The sequence below is a fragment of the Leisingera aquaemixtae genome, from assembly GCF_006740765.1.
Taxonomy (GTDB): Bacteria; Pseudomonadota; Alphaproteobacteria; order Rhodobacterales; family Rhodobacteraceae; genus Leisingera; species Leisingera aquaemixtae.
In genome coordinates this window covers 1,288,482-1,309,224 of record NZ_CP041159.1, presented here as the reverse complement: position 1 = coordinate 1,309,224, position 20,743 = coordinate 1,288,482, and the positions used below count along the sequence as shown (strand labels likewise).

22 protein-coding genes are annotated in these 20,743 nt (G+C 63.7%); 17 read left to right on the top strand and 5 right to left on the bottom strand.

The genetic code is table 11. The features are described from left to right. Window positions 1-7 precede the first annotated feature (7 nt). Window positions 8-454: a type II toxin-antitoxin system RatA family toxin gene (locus tag R2C4_RS08060; protein ID WP_141890236.1), complete on the bottom strand. Its 447-nt coding sequence runs from the start codon at window positions 452-454 to the stop codon at window positions 8-10. 74 nt (window positions 455-528) lie between these two features. Here R2C4_RS08060 and hpt point away from each other — a divergent pair, with 74 nt between their 5' ends. Next, the gene (gene hpt, locus R2C4_RS08055; RefSeq protein ID WP_141890235.1) at window positions 529-1,074 is read left to right on the top strand and encodes a hypoxanthine phosphoribosyltransferase; all 546 of its coding nucleotides are present in this window, start codon (window positions 529-531) and stop codon (window positions 1,072-1,074) included. 255 nt (window positions 1,075-1,329) lie between these two features. After that, window positions 1,330-1,707, top strand: a complete 378-nt coding sequence (locus R2C4_RS08050) for a hypothetical protein (protein ID WP_141890234.1) — start codon at window positions 1,330-1,332, stop codon at window positions 1,705-1,707. A gap of 13 nt (window positions 1,708-1,720) precedes the next feature. Here R2C4_RS08050 and R2C4_RS08045 read toward each other — a convergent pair whose 3' ends face one another. Beyond that, window positions 1,721-2,863 (bottom strand): amidohydrolase, encoded by a 1,143-nt coding sequence (locus R2C4_RS08045; protein ID WP_141890233.1) that lies wholly within the window; start codon window positions 2,861-2,863, stop codon window positions 1,721-1,723. Next, window positions 2,860-3,810, bottom strand: coding sequence for a lipoyl synthase (gene lipA, locus R2C4_RS08040; RefSeq protein ID WP_058286789.1), 951 nt, complete (start codon window positions 3,808-3,810; stop codon window positions 2,860-2,862). The genes R2C4_RS08045 and lipA overlap by 4 nt, the downstream gene beginning before the upstream one ends. Before the next feature lie 222 nt (window positions 3,811-4,032). Between lipA and R2C4_RS08035 the strand changes: the two genes are divergently transcribed. The 3 genes from R2C4_RS08035 (at window position 4,033) to R2C4_RS08025 (ending at window position 6,314) form a co-directional block, all read left to right on the top strand. Then, on the top strand, window positions 4,033-4,947 hold the full coding sequence (locus R2C4_RS08035; protein WP_141890232.1) for a hypothetical protein: 915 nt from the start codon (window positions 4,033-4,035) through the stop codon (window positions 4,945-4,947). A 196-nt stretch (window positions 4,948-5,143) separates the two neighbouring features. Continuing rightward, window positions 5,144-5,692 carry a peroxiredoxin gene (locus R2C4_RS08030; protein ID WP_058286787.1) on the top strand — a complete coding sequence of 183 codons (549 nt, stop codon included), beginning with the start codon at window positions 5,144-5,146 and terminating at the stop codon, window positions 5,690-5,692. A gap of 160 nt (window positions 5,693-5,852) precedes the next feature. Beyond that, window positions 5,853-6,314: a cupin domain-containing protein gene (locus R2C4_RS08025; RefSeq protein WP_141890231.1), complete on the top strand. Its 462-nt coding sequence runs from the start codon at window positions 5,853-5,855 to the stop codon at window positions 6,312-6,314. Between the two features lie 75 nt (window positions 6,315-6,389). On the opposite strand, the gene R2C4_RS08020 is transcribed toward R2C4_RS08025, so the two are convergent. Then, the gene (locus tag R2C4_RS08020) at window positions 6,390-7,463 is read right to left on the bottom strand and encodes a DUF6456 domain-containing protein (RefSeq protein ID WP_141890230.1); all 1,074 of its coding nucleotides are present in this window, start codon (window positions 7,461-7,463) and stop codon (window positions 6,390-6,392) included. Between the two features lie 234 nt (window positions 7,464-7,697). Between R2C4_RS08020 and R2C4_RS08015 the strand changes: the two genes are divergently transcribed. Continuing rightward, window positions 7,698-8,057: a DUF6477 family protein gene (locus R2C4_RS08015; RefSeq protein ID WP_141890229.1), complete on the top strand. Its 360-nt coding sequence runs from the start codon at window positions 7,698-7,700 to the stop codon at window positions 8,055-8,057. A gap of 13 nt (window positions 8,058-8,070) precedes the next feature. Here the strand turns inward: R2C4_RS08015 and R2C4_RS08010 are convergent, their stop codons facing one another. Next, on the bottom strand, window positions 8,071-9,618 hold the full coding sequence (locus R2C4_RS08010) for a trimethylamine methyltransferase family protein (RefSeq protein WP_141890228.1): 1,548 nt from the start codon (window positions 9,616-9,618) through the stop codon (window positions 8,071-8,073). Window positions 9,619-9,861: 243 nt separating this feature from the next. On the opposite strand from R2C4_RS08010, the gene guaA reads away from it, so the two are divergent. The 11 genes from guaA to R2C4_RS07955 all read left to right on the top strand — a co-directional run bounded on the left by guaA (window position 9,862) and on the right by R2C4_RS07955 (window position 20,736). Then, window positions 9,862-11,424, top strand: coding sequence for a glutamine-hydrolyzing GMP synthase (guaA, locus tag R2C4_RS08005; protein WP_141890227.1), 1,563 nt, complete (start codon window positions 9,862-9,864; stop codon window positions 11,422-11,424). A 145-nt stretch (window positions 11,425-11,569) separates the two neighbouring features. After that, window positions 11,570-12,259: a sulfotransferase family 2 domain-containing protein gene (locus tag R2C4_RS08000; RefSeq protein WP_141890226.1), complete on the top strand. Its 690-nt coding sequence runs from the start codon at window positions 11,570-11,572 to the stop codon at window positions 12,257-12,259. Between the two features lie 18 nt (window positions 12,260-12,277). Next, window positions 12,278-13,117, top strand: coding sequence for a glycosyltransferase family protein (locus R2C4_RS07995; RefSeq protein WP_244940799.1), 840 nt, complete (start codon window positions 12,278-12,280; stop codon window positions 13,115-13,117). 77 nt (window positions 13,118-13,194) lie between these two features. After that, entirely contained in the window at window positions 13,195-14,073 is an 879-nt protein-coding gene (locus R2C4_RS07990) for a DMT family transporter (protein ID WP_141890225.1), read from the top strand. Between the two features lie 103 nt (window positions 14,074-14,176). Further along, entirely contained in the window at window positions 14,177-15,310 is a 1,134-nt protein-coding gene (locus tag R2C4_RS07985) for an OmpP1/FadL family transporter (protein ID WP_141890224.1), read from the top strand. A 119-nt stretch (window positions 15,311-15,429) separates the two neighbouring features. Continuing rightward, window positions 15,430-16,344 carry a DMT family transporter gene (locus R2C4_RS07980; RefSeq protein ID WP_141890223.1) on the top strand — a complete coding sequence of 305 codons (915 nt, stop codon included), beginning with the start codon at window positions 15,430-15,432 and terminating at the stop codon, window positions 16,342-16,344. A gap of 55 nt (window positions 16,345-16,399) precedes the next feature. Next, window positions 16,400-17,263: an ATPase gene (locus tag R2C4_RS07975; protein ID WP_141890222.1), complete on the top strand. Its 864-nt coding sequence runs from the start codon at window positions 16,400-16,402 to the stop codon at window positions 17,261-17,263. A 59-nt stretch (window positions 17,264-17,322) separates the two neighbouring features. Next, entirely contained in the window at window positions 17,323-18,240 is a 918-nt protein-coding gene (gene metA / locus R2C4_RS07970; protein ID WP_141890221.1) for a homoserine O-acetyltransferase MetA, read from the top strand. Between the two features lies 1 nt (window position 18,241). After that, complete coding sequence (locus R2C4_RS07965) at window positions 18,242-19,195, top strand: alpha/beta fold hydrolase (protein ID WP_141892067.1); 954 nt, start codon at window positions 18,242-18,244, stop codon at window positions 19,193-19,195. 61 nt (window positions 19,196-19,256) lie between these two features. Then, window positions 19,257-20,126: a polyphosphate kinase 2 gene (ppk2, locus tag R2C4_RS07960; RefSeq protein WP_141890220.1), complete on the top strand. Its 870-nt coding sequence runs from the start codon at window positions 19,257-19,259 to the stop codon at window positions 20,124-20,126. Further along, window positions 20,119-20,736, top strand: coding sequence for a TetR/AcrR family transcriptional regulator (locus R2C4_RS07955; RefSeq protein WP_141890219.1), 618 nt, complete (start codon window positions 20,119-20,121; stop codon window positions 20,734-20,736). The genes ppk2 and R2C4_RS07955 overlap by 8 nt, the downstream gene beginning before the upstream one ends. The last annotated feature ends 7 nt before the right edge of the window (window positions 20,737-20,743 follow it).

Genomic DNA, 20,743 nt, shown 5'->3' with positions numbered 1-20,743 from the left:
CGGGCCCCTAGCGGTACAGCTCCGCCGCGCGGCGCTCGAAGGCGCGCACGATGCGCTGCATCGCCTCGTTGAAGACCACCCCGATGATGCCTTGCAGAACCGCGTTCTTGAATTCGAAATCGACAAAGAAGGACACGTCGCAGGTGCCGTCCTCGCGCGGGGCAAAGGACCAGTTCGATTTCATGTAGCGGAACGGGCCGTCCAGATACTCCGTGTCGATCTTTTTCTCGCCGGGATATAAAGTCACCCGGCTGCCAAAGCGTTCGCGGAAGACCTTGAAGGAGATCACCAGATCCGCCTCCATCACCTCCGCCTCGCCCAGCGGCGCGCGGCTGCGGATGCGGGCGGCGGAGCACCAGGGCAGGAACTGGGGGTATTGCGCGACATCAGCCACGAGATCGTACATCTGCTGCGCCGAATAGGGCATCTGGCGGGTTTCCGAGTGTGTGGGCATCTGTCCGCTGATTTTCTGCTACAATTGTGACGCGTCATGTCCTATGTACGCGCGGGAAATTCAAGGGGGCAGCCATGTCACAGCGTCCATATGTCATTGATGTGATGATCTCGGCCAAGGCAATTGCCGCGCGGATCGAGGAACTTTGCGAAGAGATTCAGAAGGAGTTCGGCGATACCGACAAGCTGGTCGTCGTTGGTCTTTTGCGCGGCAGTTTCGTGTTCATCGCCGATCTGGTGCGGGAACTGGACCTGCCGATCGAGGTCGATTTCCTGGAAGCGTCCTCTTATGGCGATGCGATGGAAAGCAGCCGGGAAGTGCGGATTCTCAAGGACTTGCGCGGTGCGATTGAAGGGCGCGACGTGCTGGTTGTCGAAGATATCGTCGACACTGGCCACACGCTGAACCACGTCACCCACCTGCTTCAAAGCCGCAATCCGGCGCGTCTGAAGTCGATTGCGCTCCTGGACAAGCCGTCGCGGCGCGAGGTGGATTTCCGCTCTGACTGGGTGGGTTTCGAGATCCCGGACGAGTTTGTCGTCGGCTATGGCATCGACTATGCGCAGCGGAACCGGAACCTGCCGCATATCGGCAAGGTGCGCTTCACCGGCGAGAGCTGAAACAGCCGATGACCGGGGGTGACATGCGTGCACCCCCTGTGCACCGCCCGTGCACCGCCCGTGCACCGCTCATGCGGCCTGCCGCAGCTTCCTTGCAGAAATGCCACAGAAATCAGGAACCTGCACGGCGCCAGAAACCGGCGCCGCTCCGCCGGTTTTGCTCTGACGGCGGCACATTCCGGCGCAGCCGATTTGCCTTTTCCGCCCGCTTTGCCCATCTGGTCTGCAAACGCAGAGATCACGGGAGATCCGCCAATGCACAAGTTTCTGATGACGGCCGCAGCCGCGGCCACCAGCCTCGCCCTTGCCCCCGCAGCCGCCCACGCCGGGCCGCCGAAATGGGCGCCGGGCCACAATAACAGCGCCGCCCATTACGCACCGGGCCAGGTGAAGAAACGCCACCACTCCAAGCACAGCCACTCCAAGCACAGCCACGACCATGATCATGACCGCTATGAAGGCCGCATCCGCGGGGATGACTGGGTCTACGTGGACGACTACGGCCGCTGGGGGCTGGAGCCGCCGCGCGACGGGCACCGCTACGTGCGCCAGGACAACAAGATCTTTGAGGTCGTCAAGGACACGCTGGCGATTGTCGGCGCGGTGGCCGTCGTCAATGCGCTGACCCAGTAAAGGTCAGCAAGGGTCAGCCAAGCAAATCCCGGATCGCGTGCAAAAAAATCCCGGCCCCGGCCGGGATTGCTGCGTCCGGGAAATCGTAATCGGGATTGTGCAACTGCGGCTGCGCCTCCCCTGAGCCCAGCCAGAACATCGCCGTTTTGGCGCCCCTGGCGAACTGCCCGAAATCCTCGGACCAGCGCTGGGGCAGCTCCTGCATCTGCACCGGACAGCCGGCCGCCGCAGCCGCTGTGCGCAGCACCTCAACCGCCTCCGGGTGGTTGCTGCAGGCGTCGAACACGTCGTCGAATTCGACCGCCAATTCCAGTCCTTCCGCCGCGCAGACCTGCTCTGCCAGCTTTGTGGCCGCAGTGATCAGCTGGCCCATGCAGGTGTCAGTCACGGTGCGCAGGGTCGCCCAGACCTCCGCCTCCCCCGGCGCGATGCCGAACGTGGCTTCGCCCAGCCGGGCGTGGGTCGGCGTGACAAGGGCAAACTCCGGCCCCAGACCGCCGCCGCTGCCCAAAGCCGCAAGCCCCGGAAGCAGTCGGGCGATGGCCCCGGCGGGCGACACCCCGTCCTGCGGCGCGGCAGCGTGAGAGGTCTTGCCAGTCAGCTTGATCCGCATTCCGCGGGAGGCGCAGTTGGCGGGGCCGGAACATATGGCAACCTGCCCCACCGCCAGACCCGGCAGATTGTGCAATGAGAACGCATAATCCGGCGCGATCTGAGGGAAGGCGGGATCGGCGATCACCGCCGCAGCGCCCTTGCCGGTCTCCTCGGCGGGCTGGAACAGCAGCACCACCCGGCCTTTGGCGGGACGGCGGGCGGAGAGGTCTTCGGCCAGCGCCGCCACCATTGCCATATGGCCGTCATGGCCGCAAAGATGGCCGCGGCCAGGGTGGGTGGAGCGGTAGGGCTGGTCCGAAAGCTCCTCAATCGGCAGCCCGTCGAGTTCACAGCGGATGACGACCCTGGGGCCATCCTCCCTGCCCTCATAAACCGCGGCAACGCCGTGGCCGCCCAGGCCGGTCAGCAGCTGATCGGGGTTTTGCTGGCGCAGATAGCCCGCCACCATGGCGGCGGTCTTTTCCTCGGCGCCGGACACTTCGGGGATTTGGTGCAGAGCGTGGCGCCGCCGGGTCAGCCGCGCCAGACGCTCAGGTGTCATGCCAGACCCAGCTTCTTGTTGCGCGCCTCGCGCAGGCGGGCAAAATCGTCGCCGGCGTGGTAGGAGGACCGGGTCAGCGGGGTGGCCGAGACCATCAGGAAGCCCTTGCCATAGGCGGCTTTCTCGTAGGTCTTGAATTCCTCCGGCGTCACGAACCGGTCGACTGCGTGGTGCTTGGGCGTCGGCTGCAAGTACTGTCCGATGGTCAGGAAATCGATGTTGGCGGCGCGCATGTCATCCATCACCTGTTTCACCGCCTGCGCGTCCTCGCCCAGGCCGACCATGATGCCGGATTTGGTGAAGATCGAGGGATCCAGCTCCTTCACCCGCTGCAGCAGGCGCAGGGAATGGAAATAGCGCGCGCCCGGGCGGACCTCGGGATAAAGGCCCGGCACGGTTTCCAGGTTGTGGTTGAAGACGTCAGGCTTGGCCTCCACCACAATCTCCAGCGCCTTGTCATCGCATTTGATGAAATCGGGGGTCAGGATTTCTATGGTGGTGCTGGGGCTGCGGTGGCGCACGGCGCGGATGGTCTGGGCAAAATGCTCGGCGCCGCCATCCTCCAGATCGTCGCGGTCCACCGAGGTGATCACCACGTGGTTCAGGCCCAGCTTCTGCACCGCATGGGCCACCCGGCCCGGTTCAAACGCATCCAGCGCGTCGGGGCGGCCGGTGGCGATGTTGCAGAAAGTGCAGCCGCGGGTGCAGATCTCGCCCATGATCATCATGGTGGCGTGGCCCTGGCTCCAGCATTCGCCGACGTTGGGGCAGCCCGCTTCCTCGCAGACCGTGGTCAGCTGGTTGTCGCGCATGATCTTGTGCGTTTCGGCATAGCCTTTGCCGCCCGGCGCCTTGACCCGGATCCAGCTTGGCTTCTTGGGCTGAGCGTTGTCGGGACGATGCGCCTTCTCGGGGTGGCGCTGCTCCGGGATTTTAAGGTCTCTCACGTGGGTTTCCCTTCCGGCCTCTGGCTTTCTTGCGGGTGTATCATAGCTGACTTGGCTTGGCACGGGGATATCGTCAACCCTGCCTTGCCGCCTGATCATGGCTGAGCCCCCGGATACCGGCGCCGTTTTCCTTTGCCAAAGCGCCGCATCGCCGCACATAGTCTAGCTGTGCAGGGCAATTGCCCGGGTAGACGGCACAGGTAATCAGTATGGGAGGGCGTGATGGCCAAGGAGCTGGAAAAGTTCAAGGCGGAGCACAAGAAGCTGGCGGCGGGCACACAGAAATTCACCGCGGCCGAGGGCGACAAGATCAAGAAACGCATCGGGATCTCGCTGGGCAACGCCTGGGAGGGCGAGGATTATTTCCGCGAAAGCCTGGCCAAGGCGCGCGCCGACGGGGTGACCTCCGGCAAACTGGCGGATTTCCAGAAGAACAAGCACTTCAAGGACGGCATGACCACCTGGAACAAGGCGGTGGACATTCATCAGGAAGAGGTCAGCGCGATGACCGCTTTCTGCGGCGAGGCCAAGGCGCATCTGGCCAAGATGAGCAAGCTGGCGGCGGACATCGGCAAGGATCTGAAAAAGCGGTCCAAGACCTCGGACTCCAAGAAGGACATCGAGGCGCTGCAGGACGCGCTGGACAAGGAGATGGCCGGGGTGAAAAAGGCCTCGGAATACGAAGGCAAGCTGAACGCGATGCAGAAGCTTTATGCCGCGAACTTCCAGAAGAACGTGGCCAAGATCCTGAAGGAAAAACCGGACAGCCACGACAAAAAGCTGGACGCGACCGAGCTGCCGCAACTCTTGGTGGACCGCAACCTGAAGAAATACGCCAACCAGGTCGGCCTGCTGGTCAAGGCGATCAACGCCCATTGCGGGGCAGCCATCGAAAAGGCGGGCCAGGACCTGAAGGCGGCGGTGCCGGACCTCAAGGCGGCAGCGGCGAAGTTCAAGGATCTGAAGAAGATCAACGATCAGTACCAGACCGTGCAGAAGAAGTTCCCGCGCGCCATTGAGGATTCAAAGGACAAGAAGAAGCTGCTGGCGACGCTGAAGAAGTTCAATGACCTCACCGCCGCCGCCGAGCGCAAGCTGCGCGGCACCACGGTGACGATCAAGAAAGCTGCGGCCTAGCGCCGCGCCCGCCTGCGGATAAGGCATTGCGGCGGCGGGAAACTGCCGCGATCAGCGCCTTGAAAGGCGCATCTGCGCCGCATGCCGCGGTGCAGAAACATAAGCTGCATCCTGGAGTCATGGACGTGTTGATACCGGCTTAGAATCGTTTTAAGTCTGCGCGCCGAACGAGCATGAACCTTCAGGAGATTCAGAGATGAAAGCTGGCGTTAAGCTGCCCGACGTGACCTTCCGCACCCGTGTCCGTGACGAGTCGATCGAGGGCCCGAACCCGTTCCGCTGGGAAGACAAGACCACTGCCGACTATTTCGCAGGCAAGCGCGTTGTGCTGTTCTCGCTGCCGGGCGCCTTCACCCCGACCTGCTCCACCTACCAGCTGCCGGGCTTTGAAAAAGGCTTTGCCGACTTCCAGGCCGAAGGCATCGACGCGATCTACTGCATGTCGGTGAACGACAGCTTTGTGATGAACGCCTGGGCGCGCGCTCAGGAACTGCAGAACGTGGAAGTGATCCCGGACGGCTCCGGCGAATTCACCCGCAAGATGGGCATGCTGGTCGCCAAGGACAACCTGGGCTTCGGCAACCGCTCCTGGCGTTATGCCGCCATCATCAACGATGGCGTGGTCGAGGCATGGTTCGAAGAGCCGGGCCTGTCCGACAACCACGGCGAAGATCCCTATGGCGTCTCCTCCCCGGAGACCGTGCTGAAGCACCTGAAAGAAGCCAAGGCAGAAGTCGCGGCCTGAGCCGTCTCTTCAAGCTGAACACCAGGCCCGGCGGATGCGCCGGGCCTTTTGTTTTTGGTGCTGCCGGCATTGGAAAATTTTTGACCTGCGGCCGCATCGCGTTCACTGTCCGGCAGCCAAGTGCAGGACACAGGCCCCCGTCGCCGCAGAGGAGTAGAAGATGACGCGCAAGCAAACCGGAACCGTCAAGGAAACTGTTGTTGCCAGCTGGGATAATAGCCGCAACTACATGATGGCCGAGGATGAATTCACCGGGATCGTGGTCGGCAAAGAAGCCACGGGGTCGGAATACGTGATCACCAACGGCGTGGTTGCGCCGGGTGCGGTCATCCCGGAGCATTTCCACAAATGGGAAGACCAGACGTTTCACGTCATCGAGGGGCAGCTTGAAGCCAGGATCGGCGGCGAGACCCATACGCTCGGCCCAGGCGGCAGCGTCCACTGCCCGCGCGGCGTGCCGCATTTCATGAGGAATACCGGCCAGTCGCAAGCGAAGCTCATCAGCTATATCTTCCCCGGCGACTGGGCCGAGGAATTCATGGCTGAAACCTCGCGGCAGAACATGTCCGGCGCGCGGGATCCTGAGCTGATTGAGGAACGGTTCGGCGTCGTTTACCTGTAGGACGCTGACGCGCTGCGGCAGCGCCCCCCCTGCCGCTGACGCCGCGGTTGACCTGCCCGGCCTGCCAGCGCGGCCCTAACCGATCAGCTCTGCCTCGCAGGCGCTGCTTTCGCCGTAGTAATCCGCCAGATGCTGCAGCGCGATGCGCAGCACCACCTTGCCGGAGCGGGCCGGCCAGCCCAGGCTGCGCTCGGCGGTTTCCAGGCCTTCCAGATGGCAGCAGCAGCGCAGGGCGATGTCGCCGAGCCCCGCCCCCAGTTTCTGCAGCGCCTCCGTCATCCGCTGCTGCGCGGCGGCGCCCGCCTCGTGGCTGTTGCTGCGCAGGGCGCGGCTGCCCGGCGTGAAATAAAGCGTCTCCTGCATCAGATGGCTGCTGATCTGGGCCAGCTCGAAATCCTCGCGCAGCCGCTTGCCCGCGCGGACCATGGCGGAGGACAGGAACGGCTTGCCGTCCTTGTCCGACAGCCGCGCCAGCATCTCCAGCGGGGTTTCCGAGGTGCCATAGCGCGGTTTGCGGACAGAGCCCGGCAGGCCGCTGCCGTCCGGGGCCAGAAACGGCGCCTGCGCCTCGGCAAAGCCGCCCTCCAGCCGCGCCCTGGCCCGGTTTTCCTGGTCGGCGATGATCCGTTTCAGGGCGGTGCGGCCGGCAGGCGTTATCGCATAACGGCTGATCCGCCCCCGCCGGGAGCAGGTGATCCACCCGGTCAGCGCCAGCGCCCCGGCCAGCGGGCGGGACACGGCCACCTTCTGGCCGTCGCTGTCCTGGCCTTCCCGCACGACCACCGCCATTTCCATCCCTTCGGCGGCAGCCAGAACCGCGCCGCCGCGGCTGAGCAGGGTCAGCACGCTGGCGGCCTCGCGCTCGAACCCGGCAGTGAGGCCGCGCGCCGCGGGCTTGTCCGCAGCCGCGCCTGCCTTGGCGGCGCCGTCGGCCTGATAGCGGCCGGCAAGATAGGTCAGCACCTCGTCTATCAGCGGGTCGTCCCGCAGGGTTTCCACCCGCCGCACCTGGCGCAGGATGGTGGACGGGTGGCACCCGGCTTTGCGGGCCAGCTGCCGGATCGGGCGGCCCGCCTCCGTGTGCTGAAGATAACGGCATGTCTCAAGCGGCACCCAGCCAGGCAAGGGTGCGTGCGGTAGGTTTTGCATTTTCAGACCCCCGGTCGTCAGTCGGGCCCGCCCGCCGGCCGCGCTCACCGCGCCCGAAGGCTCCTCCACGGTCACCCGACTGGTTTTGAAAAGAAATTCAGATCAGGCGCTATTGTTTCCAGAAAATGAATAATCATCACAAAACGGACCGTTCGCCGGTAGCGCCCTCTCCGCAACACCACGATAGGTTGTGTTATAGCAGGTCCGGTACAGAGAATGAAAAAGGAGAGGACAATGCAGGATGTAGTCACCCGGGTCTCGCTGCTTCGCCGTCCGCGGATTCTGTCCAGGGCGGCCCGTCTGGGCGCCGCAAATTATTGCCGCCAGCGCGATCTGCGGCGGATCCTGGGCTATGGGACACTGCCGAAACCCGCCGCCGCGGTAATGCGGCTTCTGGATATGGAAAGCGCCCTGAATGCCGCGCGCACGGCGGGCGAAGCGGGCTATTCCCTGATCCGCCATGTGGATGTGCTGATCGCGCTGGCGGGTGAAGCGGCCTGCCTGCGCGCGGCGGGACGTCCGGGGGATGCAAAAACGGCGGCCCCTGCGGACCGCCGTTCCAGTGCGGCAGAGGGTACGCCCCCCTGCCCCTGATTTTTTCAGGCGTTTACATGAACGCGTCGGGCATCGAGGCCTTTTTCTCGGCGACGTATTCTTCCAGCGCCTGCTTGATGGCGGGATCCATGGCCGGCTGCTCGTAAGTGGCCAGCAGCTTTTCGACCCGGCTGGTGGCCAGCGCATAGGTGTCGCGGCTGCCTTCCTCTTCCCACTGCTCGAACGGCTTGTAATCCAGCAGGTCGGACTTCCAGAACGCCGACTTGAAGTTGGCCTGGGTGTGGGCGCAGCCGAGGTAGTGGCCGCCGGGGCCGACTTCGCGGATGGCTTCCATCGCCTGGCCGTTCTCGTCCACCGAGATGCCTTTGGCGAGGCCGTGCAGGGTGCCCAGCTGGTCGGCGTCCATCACGAACTTCTCGAAATCCGCAACAAGGCCGCCTTCGAGCCAGCCGCAGGAGTGCAGCATGAAGTTAACGCCGGACAGCAGGCCCATGTTGAGCGAGTTGGCGGTTTCATAAGCCGCCTGCGCATCCGGCAGCTTGGAGCCGCAGAAGGAGCCGGCCGAGCGGAACGGCACGCCCAGGCGGCGGGCCAGCTGGCCTGCGCCGTAGGTGACCAGCGACGCCTCGGGGGTGCCGAAGGTCGGCGCGCCGGAGTTCATGTCGATCGAGGACACGAAGGCGCCGAAGATCGCAGGCGCACCGGACCGGCACAGCTGGCTGTAGGCGATGCCGGCCAGAACCTCGGCCAGCACCTGGGTCAGGGTGCCCGCAACCGACACCGGCGCCATGGCGCCGCCGACGATGAACGGCGAGATGATGCAGGCCTGCATGTTCTGCGCGTAGACTTCCAGCGAGCCCATCATCACGTCGTCGAAGGTCATCGGCGAGTTGATGTTGGTCAGCGAGGTCATCACTGTGTTGTTCTGCACGAAGTCCTTGCCGAACAGGATGCCGGCCATGTCGACGGAGTCCTGGGCGCGGCTGGGTTCGGTGACAGAGCCCATGAACGGCTTGTCGCTGAGGGTCATATGCGCCATCAGCATGTCCAGGTGGCGCTTGTTCACCGGGATGTCGGTGGGCTCGCACACGGTGCCGCCGGAGTGGTGCAGCCACTTGGACATATAGGCCAACTTCACGAACTTGTTGAAGTCGTCCATGGTCGCATAGCGGCGGCCGCCATTGGCGTCGCGCACGAACGGCGGGCCGTAGACCGGCGCCAGCACCATGTTGCGGCCGCCGATGACCACCGATTTCTCGGGGTTGCGGGCATGCTGGGTGAATTCCGCAGGCGCGGTTTCGCACAGCTTGCGGGCCAGGCCGCGGGGAATGCGCACACGCTCGCCCTGCACATCCGCGCCCGCCGCGCGCCAGCGCTCCAGCGCCGCCGGGTTGTCAACGAAGTTGACGCCGACCTCTTCCAGGATGGTTTCCGCGTTGTACTCGATGATCTCCAGCGCTTCGTCGTTCAGGACTTCGAAGTTCGGGATATTGCGCTCGATGTACTTTACGGTCTCGATCTTGACACTGGTGCGTTCGGCGCGGCGGGCGGCGCCGCCGCCGGAACCGCGGGCACGACGGCGCGGGGCTGCTTCTGTCATGGTTTATCCTCACCACAGGCATTTCATTGCGAAGGGTATTATAGCCACCGCGCCGCCCCGCGCCGCAGGATTGCGGCCATTCAAGTTGAAAAGCGACATTGGCGGGGCATTTTCCACCGCGGCAGCGGAGTTTGGCAGAGCTTGCGCGGGTTACAGGGCGCACCGCCTTGAAAAACCGGGCCGAACGCAGGCCAAGCACCAAACCCCCTTGCGGAAAATGCGTTCCTGCCCTATGGCGCGTGCATGACAGAGACATCCCATGACCGCCTTCTCATCATCGACTTTGGCAGCCAGGTCACGCAGCTGATTGCGCGCCGCCTGCGCGAGCTGAACGTCTATTGCGAAATCCACCCCTATCAGAATGTCACCATGGACTTTGTGCGCGAGCTGGCGCCCAAGGCGGTGATCTTCTCGGGCGGACCGGACAGCGTGACCCGCGAGGGATCGCCGCGTGTGCCGCAGGAAATCTTCGACTATGGCGTGCCGATCCTGGGCATCTGCTATGGCCAGCAGGTGATGATGCACCAGCTCGGCGGCCAGGTGGTCAGCGGCCACGGCACCGCCGAATTCGGCCGCGCCTACGTGACCCCGAGCCAGGAGCGCATCCCGCTGCTGAACGGCTGGTTCCTGGAGGAGCGCGAGCAGGTCTGGATGAGCCACGGCGACCATGTCTCCAAAATCGCGCCGGGCTTTGAGGTCTATGGCACCTCGCCCAACGCGCCCTTTGCGATCACCGCCGATCTGGAGCGCAACTTCTTTGCGGTGCAGTTCCACCCCGAGGTGCACCACACCCCGAACGGCAAGACGCTGTATGAGAACTTCGTCAAAATCGCGGGCTTCACCGGCGACTGGACCATGGGCGCCTACAAGGACGAAGCGATCCGCCTGATCCGCGAGCAGGTCGGCGACAAGAAGGTGATCTGCGGCCTGTCCGGCGGCGTCGATTCCTCGGTGGCGGCGGTGCTGATCCACGAGGCGATCGGCGACCAGCTGACCTGCGTCTTTGTCGACCATGGCCTTCTGCGCAAGAACGAGGCGCAAGAAGTCGTGAAGATGTTCCGCGACAACTACAACATCCAGCTGATCCACGCCGACGAAAGCGAGCTGTTCCTGGGCGAGCTGGAAGGCCAGTCGGACCCGGAAACCAAGCGCAAGATCATCGGCAAGCTGTTCATCGACGTGTTCCAGAAACACGCCGACACCATCGACGGCGCCGAGTTTCTGGCGCAGGGCACGCTCTACCCGGATGTGATTGAATCGGTCTCCTTCTCGGGCGGGCCGTCTGTCACCATCAAGTCGCACCACAACGTGGGCGGCCTGCCGGAGAAGATGGGCCTCAAGCTGGTGGAACCGCTGCGCGAGCTGTTCAAGGACGAGGTGCGCGCCCTGGGCCATGAGCTGGGCCTGCCCGCGAGCTTCATCGGCCGCCACCCCTTCCCGGGGCCGGGCCTGGCGATCCGCTGCCCGGGCGAGATCACCCGCGAGAAGCTGGACATCCTGCGCGAGGCGGATGCCGTCTATATCGACCAGATCCGCAAGCACGGACTTTATGATGAGATCTGGCAGGCGTTTGTGGCGATCCTGCCGGTGCGCACCGTCGGCGTGATGGGCGACGGCCGCACCTACGACTATGCCTGCGCCCTGCGCGCGGTGACCTCGGTGGACGGCATGACCGCGGATTACTACCCGTTCACCCACGAGTTCCTGGGCGAAACCGCCACCCGGATCATCAACGAGGTGAAGGGCATCAACCGCTGCACCTACGACATCACCTCGAAGCCTCCGGGCACCATCGAGTGGGAATGATACGGGCTTGCATGGCTTGTGAAGCAGGCGTGAAACCGCTCCTGTTTTAAAGAACGTTTAAACAATTTGCGCCATCCTGAGCGGAACACCTGGCCGCCGGTCCGAAGCCGGCGGTCATCTGCTTTAAGGCAAATGGAGGCGCAAAATGCCCGTGATCAAATACAAAGACGTGCTGCTGCACTTCGCCCATATTCCAAAGTGCGGCGGCACATCCATCGAACGGTATGTCCAGGGCCTGAACGGCGTCAGCCTGGCGTTCCTCGACGAACAGTATGTGATCAGCCCGCCTCAGCAGAGGCACTGGAACATCTCTTCGCCTCAGCACATTGACGGGGAATCCCTTTCGCGGCTGTTTCCCAAGGATTTCTTCACTGCGTTTTTCACCATTGTGCGCCACCCCATCGCCCGTCTTGAAAGCGCTTATAAATTCCAGCGGCTGGTCGAGCGCCGGATCGGCAGCGACGAGACCCTGGACCAGTTCGTCAAGACCACCCTGCTGGAGAATGTCCTGACCAAGGGCTGGATGGACGGCCATTTCTTCCCGCAATCGGGTTTCTTTTATCCCGGTGCCAACTATCAGGTTTTCAAGCTTGAGGAGAACGGCGCGGAAAAGGCCAAGGCCTTCATCGATGCGGCGCTGTTCGGCAACCCTGCCAGCCACCCGATGACACACAGCAATCACCTGCGTCTGCCTGAAGGGTTCGACCGCGGCGATCTGGCGCTGAGCGACGAGGGCCTGGCCATTGCAGAGAAACTCTATGGCATGGATTTCGACAATTTCCAGTATCAGCGGCCGTCTGCCGCACAGCAGCTGCCCGAAGCAGTTGCCAGCTAACGGTTGGTCGGCTGCGCCATGACACAGAAATACAGTATTTGCCTGGTCGAGCCTCAGAATTACGTCCATTCGGGCGCATTCTACGAGATTGCCGACGTGCTGCTCTACGCATTGCGCGACCTCGGCCACGAGGCGGCATTGCGGAAAAATGGTATCGACCCTTCCGCCCGCAATATCGTGATTGGCGTACACCTTCTGAACCCCGCGATGGCCGCGCAGATGCCGCCCGGCACCACTATCCTCAACACCGAGCAGCTGGGGGCAACACCCGGCAGCTGGAACCAGAATATTCTGCAGTGGTTTTCTCACGATTTCACGCTGTGGGACTACAGCGATGCAAATGTCGGCTACCTCAAAGACTTCGGCGTGAAGCGCGTGGAGAAACTCCAGCTGGGCTTTCAGAAGGAGCTGTGCCGGATTCCCCAGCAGGATGAGCACGATGTCGATGTTTTGTTCTATGGCTGCATAAACCAGCGGCGCAAGCACGTGCTTGAAGATCTCATCTCCCGCGGCCTGCGGGTGAAGGTGCTGTCCGGCATTTACGGAGCGGCCCGGGATGCCTGGATCGCCCGTTCGCGGATCGTGCTGAATCTTCACTACTATGACACGCAGATTTTCGAGATCGTGCGTACCTTCTATCTGATGACAAACGGCGTGCCCGTTGCTGCCGAGGTGAACCCCACGACCCGGATTGATGACTGCTACCGCGAAGGGCTGCTGTGCAGCCCTTACGAAAACCTTGCTGAAAGCATTGCCGCGGTTCTGCAGGACGAGGCGCGGCTGGCCCGGCTGGGCATCAAGGCAAAGGAAACGATAGAGCGTCATCCCCAGGCGGTGCTGCTGCGGGAAATCCTCTAAGCTGCCGGGACACCCGGGCGCAATTCCCCTTGACGCCGGCGCCGGATGGCGACTTCCTCGGCGCCGGGAGGACTGCCATGCAAAACCCGGACTCGCTCACCGCCGCCCTGTGGATGATTGGCGCCATCGTCTCCTTTTCCGCCATGGCCATCGCGGGCCGCGAGGCCGGGCTGACGCTGGACACCTTCGAGATCATGACCTACCGCAGCATGGTCGGGCTGCTGATCGTGGCCGCGGTGCTGACGGCCACCGGACGCTGGCATCAGGTGCGGCGGGACCGGCTGGGCGTGCATCTCCTGCGCAACACGGTCCATTTCACCGGCCAGAACCTGTGGTTCCTGGCGGTGACGCTGGTGCCGCTGGCGCAGGTTTTCGCGCTGGAGTTCACCTCGCCCCTTTGGGTCATCATCCTGTCGCCGCTCTTGCTGGGCGAGACCCTGACCCGGCGGCGGATGCTGGCCGTTGGCCTGGGCTTTGCCGGCATCCTGATCGTTGCCCGCCCCAGTCCGGACACCGTGAACCTGGGCCTCGCCGCGGCGGCCGGCTGCGCGATCTTCTTTGCCCTCACCGCGATCCTGACCAAACGGCTGACCCGGCACGAGACGACCGCCTCGATCCTGTTGTGGCTGACGGCGATGCAACTTGTGATGGGTCTGCTGGCAGCCGGATGGGACGGCGACATGGCGCTGCCGGATTCCTCCACCCTGCCCTGGCTGGTGCTGATCGGCATTGCCGGGCTCACCGCGCATTTCTGCCTGACCACCGCCCTGTCGCTGGCCCCCGCCAGCGTCGTGGTGCCGATCGATTTCGCCCGCCTGCCCGCAATCGCGATCCTGGGCATGGTGATCTACGGCGAGGCGCTGGATGCCTGGGTGCTGAGCGGCGCTGCCATCATCTGCATCGCGAATTACCTCAACATTGTTGCCGGAAATCCCGTCAGGTCCGCCCGCAACTGAAGGTTTCACGCTAGTTGCCGCTTGGTTACGGTTGATCTGCGGATTTCTGCCCTATTACCTTCGCGTAAAGCGGTCCGCTCAGGCCGCTACCAAGGGAGGAACAATGAAACGCTATCTTGCAACAACCGCCGCTCTGGCGCTGGTGTCCGGGCCTGCCATGGCCAGCGGCCTTGACCGCACCGGCCAGCCGATTGGGATTATCTTTGAAGAAGGCAACTACGCCGAATTCTCCTTCGCGACCACATCCGTGGACCTGTCGGGCAATGACCGCGCCACTCGTAGCGATGGCACCCCGCTTAACCCGTTTCAATCCGCCACCGGCGATGTCGGCGAACGGTTCAACATGTTCGGTGCGGGCTATAAGCGGGACCTCAACGAACAGCTGTCCTTCGCCCTGATCTTCGATCAGCCCTGGGGTGTGGACGTGAACTACCCGACCACCGGCTCTTTGCTGCTTGGCGGGACCACCGCGCAGGCGGACTCCAATGCGATCACCGCCCTCTTGCGCTACAAATTCAATGAGCGTTTCAGCGTTCATGGCGGTATCCGCTATCAGGAGATTGATGGCGAAATCAATCTGGCCGGTCTCGCCTATAGCGCCATTCCCGGCGGCACTTACAACGTGAATGTCAATAAGGACGGCGCTTTTGGCTGGGTGGCCGGCGTAGCCTATGAGATCCCGGAGATCGCTCTGCGCGCAGCGCTCACCTACAGCTCTGAAATCGAGCATGATTTCGACCTGAACGAGACTTTTGCCGGGGCCCCTGTCCTGAACGCTAACACTTCCACAACGACCAAAACACCGCAGTCAGTAAACCTGGACTTCCAGACCGGCATCGCAGCAGACACGCTGCTGTTCGGCGGCATCCGCTGGGCTGAACACAGCGTGACAGACCTTGTTCCCGCGCGATTGGGCCGTGACCTGATCGACCTGGACGATTCCTTTACCTACACGCTGGGGATCGGCCGCAGCTTCAACGAGAACTGGTCCGGGTCGCTGGCGTTTATCTATGCGGATGTGGACGGCGACGATCTGGTGTCGCCGCTGGCGCCGACCCACGGGTATGAGGCGATCCGGCTTGGCGTGCGCTATAAGCAGGACAACATGACCATTTCTGCCGGCATCCGCTATACCCAGCTGGGCGACGCGGTCGCTTCTCCCGGCGGCAACCCGGTCACCAACTTCCAAGACAACGATGCTGTCAGCTTTGGCCTGAAGGTCGGCTACAACTTCTGATCCGCTGGCAGGCTTCCGCCTGAACAGAGACAGCTTACACCCCGCCCTTTCAGGGCGGGGTTTTCTTTTGCCGCAAGAAACGGGTCGCTTGGCGTCCGCCCGCACGCTAGCTGAGGTGCATGAGCCCGCAAAAGACCATATCCCCCCGCGCCTGGGCCGAGCTGATCCTGCTCGGCGCGGTCTGGGGCGGATCGTTTCTGTCGATCCGCATCGCCCTGGATGAAATCCCCGTTGTGACCCTGGTGCTGCACCGCTGCGGCTGGGCGGCGCTGGTCCTGTGGGCCGCCGTACTGCTGATGCGGCTGCCGGTGCCAAGGGCGCCGCGGGTCTGGGCGGCGTTCCTGGTGATGGGGCTGCTCAATAACGTGATTCCCTTCGGGCTGATGGCCTGGGGGCAGCTGCATATCGAAACCGGCCTCACCTCGATCCTGAATGCGGCGACGGCCGTGTTCGGGGTGATCGTGGCGGCCCTGGCCTTTGCCGATGAGCGGCTGACGGCGCGCAAGGCGCTGGGGGTCGCCCTTGGCTTCCTGGGCGTGGCCACGGCCATCGGGCTGGAGCAATTTGCCGCCTTTGACATCCGCAGCACGGCGCAGCTGGCGGTGCTGGCGGGCACGGTATCCTATGCCTTTGCCAGCGCCTGGGCGCGGCTGCACCTGTCGGGCCTGCCGCCGCAGGTGGCGGCGGCGGGGATGCTCACGGGGTCAACCCTGTGCCTGGCACCGGCTGCGCTGCTGATTGACGGGCCTCCGGTGCTGGCGCTGGAAACGGACACATGGATGTCCATCGCCTATTTCTCGCTGATCGCCACTGCCGGGGCCTATCTGCTCTATTACCGGGTGCTGGGGCTGGCGGGCAGCGGCAACCTGATGCTGGTCACGCTGATCATCCCGCCGGTCGCCATCGTGCTGGGCGCCGCGGTGCTGGGCGAAGCGCTGAAACCGCAGGCCTATGCCGGTTTTGCCCTGCTGGCGGCGGGGCTGCTGATCCTGAACGGCAAGCCCCGGTTGCGGCGCAAGCGCGCACGGAATTGACCCAGCCCGCGCAGAGGATTAGCAAGGCCTGAAACCTTCAGGGACCACATAATCAATGCTCTACTCTTCCGCACAGGACTGGCGCGCGGCGCCGAACAAACGGGTGCTGTTCTTTGGCATGTCCGGGCTTGGCAAAACCTATGTCAGCAATGTACTGCGCGGGGCCGGCAGCTGGTTCCATTACTCCGTCGATTACCGCATCGGCACCCGCTACATGGGCGAATACATCGCCGACAACGCCAAGGCCGAGGCGATGAAAGTGCCGTTCCTGCGGGAGCTGCTGCTGTCGGATTCGATCTTCATCGGCTCCAACATCACCTTTGAAAACCTGACACCGGTCGCGGCTTATCTGGGCAAGCCGGGCGATGTGGCCAAGGGCGGGCTGCCGATCGCGGAATACAAGCGGCGGCAGGAGCAGTTCCGGGTCGCGGAGATCCGCGCGCTGCTGGACACCGAATATTTCGAAGACCGCGCGCAGCAGCTTTATGGCTATCCGAACTTCATCTGCGATACCGGCGGGTCGATCTGCGAATGGGTGGATGTGGACGATCCCCAGGACCAGATCATGTCCGAGCTCAGCAAGCACACGCTGATGGTCTGGATCAAGGGCGACGAGGCGCATACCGAGGAGCTGGTGCGCCGGTTCGACCGCGCCCCCAAGCCGATGTCCTATCAGCCGCAGTTCCTGGACCGTGTCTGGCAAGAGTATCTCAAGGAAAATGGCATAGCTGAGGGCGATGTGGACCCCGATGCCTTTATCCGCTGGACCTATGCCCAGGCGCTGGCGCACCGCCAGCCGCGCTATCAGGCGATGGCGGACAATTGGGGCATCACTGTCACCGCCGACCAGATCTCAGCCGTCAAGGATGAGGCCGGTTTCGTGGATTTGATCGCCTCCGCCCTTGAGGCCCGCAGCTAAGCCGCCTATTTCTCAGCTTCCGCTATATCGTACACCCTTCCGCAAATCAGGACAGTGACATGCCCATCAAGATCCCAGCAGACCTCCCCGCCTATGACGTTCTGACGAACGAAGGCGTGATGGTCATGTCGCCGGATCAGGCGGCGCGCCAGGATATCCGGGCGCTTCGCATCGGGCTGTTGAACCTGATGCCCAAGAAGATCCAGACCGAGAACCAGTTTGCCCGGCTGATCGGCGCCACGCCGCTGCAGATCGAGCTGAGCCTGATCCGGATGACCGAGCATCAGACCAAGAACACCGCGGCTGAGCATATGGAGGAGTTCTATCACTCCTTCCAGGACGTGAAGCACGAGAAGTTTGACGGGCTGATCATCACCGGCGCCCCGATCGAGCATCTGGAGTTCCCGGAAGTCACCTATTGGGACGAGATGCAGGAGGTGTTCGAGTGGACTCAGACCAACGTGCATTCGACCTTTGGCGTCTGCTGGGGCGGCATGGCGATGATCAACCATTTCCATGGCGTCAGAAAGCACATGCTGGACCACAAGGCGTTCGGCTGCTTCCGGCACCGGAACCTGGCGCCGGCCTCGCCGTACCTGCGCGGGTTTTCGGATGATTTCGTGATCCCGGTCAGCCGCTGGACCGAAATGAAACAGGCAGAGATCGACGCGGCCCCGGGGCTGCGCACCCTCTTGGGCAGCGATCAGGTCGGCCCCTGCCTGGTTGAGGACAAGGCGCACCGGGCGCTCTATATCTTCAACCATTTCGAATACGACAGTGATACGCTGAAGCAGGAATACGACCGCGACGTGGCCAATGGCACCCCGATCAACGTGCCGGACAACTACTATCCGAACGATGATCCCAGCCAGCAGCCGCAGAACCGCTGGCGCAGCCACGCGCATCTTCTGTATGGCAACTGGATCAATGAGATCTACCAGACCACGCCATATGAGCTGGATCAGATCGGCCGGTAGGATGCTGGTTTATCTGAGCCTCGCTGTTGCAACCGGCGCCGCGCTGACGGCCTGGCAGGCCGGACGGCGCGAGGCCGCCGCCGAGGCCAGCCACCCGCCGCAGGGTCAGGTGCTGGTGGTCGGGCGCCACCGGGTGCATGTGGTGGAGATGGGCCAGCCCAAGGGCAGCGCGCCGGACCTGGTGCTGATCCACGGCTCCAGCGGCAATACCCGGGACATGACCTTCCGGCTGGCGCCGGCGCTGGCAAGGGATTTCCGCATCCTGGTGTTCGACCGCCCGGGCCTGGGCTATTCCGACCGCCTGAACAGCAGCGGCGCAACGATCCGGCAGCAGGCGGACCTGCTGCGCCAGGCCGCGTCGCAGCTGGGCGCGCAGCAGCCTGTGGTGCTGGGGCAAAGCTATGGCGGTGCGGTGGCGCTGGCCTGGGCGGTCGACCACCCGGAGGCGCTGGCGGCGCTGGTGTCCGTTGCAGGCGTGTCGCACCCGTGGGACACGCCGCTGGACACGTTTTACAAGGTGACGTCGTCGCGGATCGGCAGCGCCCTCGCGATCCCGGCCCTGACCGCGTTTGTGTCCCGCGCCACCGTCATGGGCACGCTGGACGCGGTGTTTGCGCCGCAGCCGGTGCCGGAAGGCTATGCCGAGCATTTCGGCATCGGCCTGACGCTGCGGCGCAATTCGCTGCGGGCCAATGCCCGGCAGCGCGCCAACCTGCTGTCCGAGGTGAAGGCGCTGGCACCGCTTTACAGCCGGATCGGGGTGCCTGTCGAAATCGTCCACGGCACTGCGGATGACACCGTCAGCCCCAATATCCACGCGCGCCAGCTGGTGCGGGACGTCCCGAGTGCCGCCCTGACGCTGCTGGAGGGGATCGGCCACATGCCGCACCACGTGGCAACCGATGAAGTTGCCGCCGCGGTGCTGCGCGCTGCCGCCCGGGCAGATTTGCGTTAAGGCGATTCACATTCCATACTGCATCCCCATATAAGGTGTTGGGGACAGAAGGGTTTTGCATATGACGCTGCCATTTGACGGGGCCATCAGCCGCTACTACCAGACCGGCGCGCCGGAGGAGATCCGCAAGGCGATCCAGACCGCGGACAAGGACGAAATCATCACCCCCAGCTATCCGCACCGGGAGCGGATGGCGCGCAAGACCTACGAGACGGAGCTGGAGGCGCTGCAGATCGAACTGGTCAAGCTGCAGGCCTGGGTCAAGGCCAGCGGCGCGCGCATCGCCATTGTGCTGGAGGGCCGCGATGCTGCCGGCAAGGGCGGCACCATCAAACGCTTCCGCGAAAACCTGAACCCGCGCGGCGCCCGGGTTGTGGCGCTGTCCAAACCCAGCGAAGAAGAGCAGAGCCAGTGGTACTTTCAGCGCTACATCCAGCATTTGCCGTCGGGCGGCGAGATCGTGTTCTTCGACCGCAGCTGGTACAACCGCGGCGTGGTGGAAAAGGTGTTCGGTTTTTGCACCGATGACCAGCGCGAGCGGTTCTTTCACCAGGTGAAGGGGTTTGAGCAGGCGCTGGTGGAGGACGGCGTCAAGCTGTTCAAGTTCTGGCTCAACGTCGGCCGGGCGGAACAGCTGCGCCGGTTCCTGAAGCGGGAATCCGACCCTCTGAAGCAGTGGAAGCTGAGCCCGATCGACGTCAAGGGGCTGGAGAAATGGGACGCCTACACGGACGCGATCTCCGAGACGCTCGCGCGCAGCCATTGCCCCGAGGCCCCCTGGACCATCGTGCGCTCCGACGGCAAGCGGCGGGCGCGGCTGGCGGCGATCCGGGCCGTGCTGTGCGGCATTGACTATGACAACAAGGACGCCAAGGCCATCGGCGCCCTGGACACGGAAATTTGCGGAGGCCCGGACATCTGGGATGCCTAAACGCGGTTATCATCACGGCAACCTGCGCCAGGCGCTGGTCGAAGCCGCCCTGCAGCTGATCGAGGCCAAGGGCCCGACCGGCTTCACCCTGTCGGAGGCCGCCAAAACGGCGGGTGTCACCCCGGCCGCGGTTTATCGCCATTTCGAAGGGCGCGAAGACCTGATCGCCGAGGCCGCGCGCCAGGGCTACATCATGTTTGCCGACCTGATGCAGCACGCCTATGACAAGTACCAGCCCTCGGCGCTGGCCGCGTTCGAGGCGACGGGCCGGGCTTATCTGGCCTTTGCGCGCAAGCATCCGGGCCATTACATCGCCATGTTCGAAAGCGGTGTGTCAGTGAACCGCACGCCGGAGCTGGCCGATGCCGCCGCCCGCGCGCGGCAGATCCTGGAACGCGCCGCGGCGGACCTGAGCCAGCACATCCCCGAACACAAACGCCCGCCGGCCTCGATGTTCTCGGCGCATGTTCTGGCGATGAGCCACGGGGTGGTGGAGCTTTATGCCCGCAACTCTCCCGGCGCCACCTCTCCGTTTCCGCCCGAGGATCTGCTGGAAAGCGGCATTGGCATCTATTTACGCGGGCTGGGTCTGATAGAGCCGGACAGCTAGAACGGAC

What these genes read in the sequence shown, in the direction of transcription:
- R2C4_RS08060 (WP_141890236.1), bottom strand. Translation starts at nt 454, where the DNA reads ATGCCCACACACTCGGAAACCCGCCAGATGCCCTATTCGGCGCAGCAG.
- hpt (WP_141890235.1), top strand. Translation starts at nt 529, where the DNA reads ATGTCACAGCGTCCATATGTCATTGATGTGATGATCTCGGCCAAGGCA.
- R2C4_RS08050 (WP_141890234.1), top strand. Translation starts at nt 1,330, where the DNA reads ATGCACAAGTTTCTGATGACGGCCGCAGCCGCGGCCACCAGCCTCGCC.
- R2C4_RS08045 (WP_141890233.1), bottom strand. Translation starts at nt 2,863, where the DNA reads ATGACACCTGAGCGTCTGGCGCGGCTGACCCGGCGGCGCCACGCTCTG.
- R2C4_RS08035 (WP_141890232.1), top strand. Translation starts at nt 4,033, where the DNA reads ATGGCCAAGGAGCTGGAAAAGTTCAAGGCGGAGCACAAGAAGCTGGCG.
- R2C4_RS08030 (WP_058286787.1), top strand. Translation starts at nt 5,144, where the DNA reads ATGAAAGCTGGCGTTAAGCTGCCCGACGTGACCTTCCGCACCCGTGTC.
- R2C4_RS08025 (WP_141890231.1), top strand. Translation starts at nt 5,853, where the DNA reads ATGACGCGCAAGCAAACCGGAACCGTCAAGGAAACTGTTGTTGCCAGC.
- R2C4_RS08020 (WP_141890230.1), bottom strand. Translation starts at nt 7,463, where the DNA reads ATGCAAAACCTACCGCACGCACCCTTGCCTGGCTGGGTGCCGCTTGAG.
- R2C4_RS08015 (WP_141890229.1), top strand. Translation starts at nt 7,698, where the DNA reads ATGCAGGATGTAGTCACCCGGGTCTCGCTGCTTCGCCGTCCGCGGATT.
- R2C4_RS08010 (WP_141890228.1), bottom strand. Translation starts at nt 9,618, where the DNA reads ATGACAGAAGCAGCCCCGCGCCGTCGTGCCCGCGGTTCCGGCGGCGGC.
- guaA (WP_141890227.1), top strand. Translation starts at nt 9,862, where the DNA reads ATGACAGAGACATCCCATGACCGCCTTCTCATCATCGACTTTGGCAGC.
- R2C4_RS08000 (WP_141890226.1), top strand. Translation starts at nt 11,570, where the DNA reads ATGCCCGTGATCAAATACAAAGACGTGCTGCTGCACTTCGCCCATATT.
- R2C4_RS07995 (WP_244940799.1), top strand. Translation starts at nt 12,278, where the DNA reads ATGACACAGAAATACAGTATTTGCCTGGTCGAGCCTCAGAATTACGTC.
- R2C4_RS07990 (WP_141890225.1), top strand. Translation starts at nt 13,195, where the DNA reads ATGCAAAACCCGGACTCGCTCACCGCCGCCCTGTGGATGATTGGCGCC.
- R2C4_RS07985 (WP_141890224.1), top strand. Translation starts at nt 14,177, where the DNA reads ATGAAACGCTATCTTGCAACAACCGCCGCTCTGGCGCTGGTGTCCGGG.
- R2C4_RS07980 (WP_141890223.1), top strand. Translation starts at nt 15,430, where the DNA reads ATGAGCCCGCAAAAGACCATATCCCCCCGCGCCTGGGCCGAGCTGATC.
- R2C4_RS07975 (WP_141890222.1), top strand. Translation starts at nt 16,400, where the DNA reads ATGCTCTACTCTTCCGCACAGGACTGGCGCGCGGCGCCGAACAAACGG.
- metA (WP_141890221.1), top strand. Translation starts at nt 17,323, where the DNA reads ATGCCCATCAAGATCCCAGCAGACCTCCCCGCCTATGACGTTCTGACG.
- R2C4_RS07965 (WP_141892067.1), top strand. Translation starts at nt 18,242, where the DNA reads ATGCTGGTTTATCTGAGCCTCGCTGTTGCAACCGGCGCCGCGCTGACG.
- ppk2 (WP_141890220.1), top strand. Translation starts at nt 19,257, where the DNA reads ATGACGCTGCCATTTGACGGGGCCATCAGCCGCTACTACCAGACCGGC.
- R2C4_RS07955 (WP_141890219.1), top strand. Translation starts at nt 20,119, where the DNA reads ATGCCTAAACGCGGTTATCATCACGGCAACCTGCGCCAGGCGCTGGTC.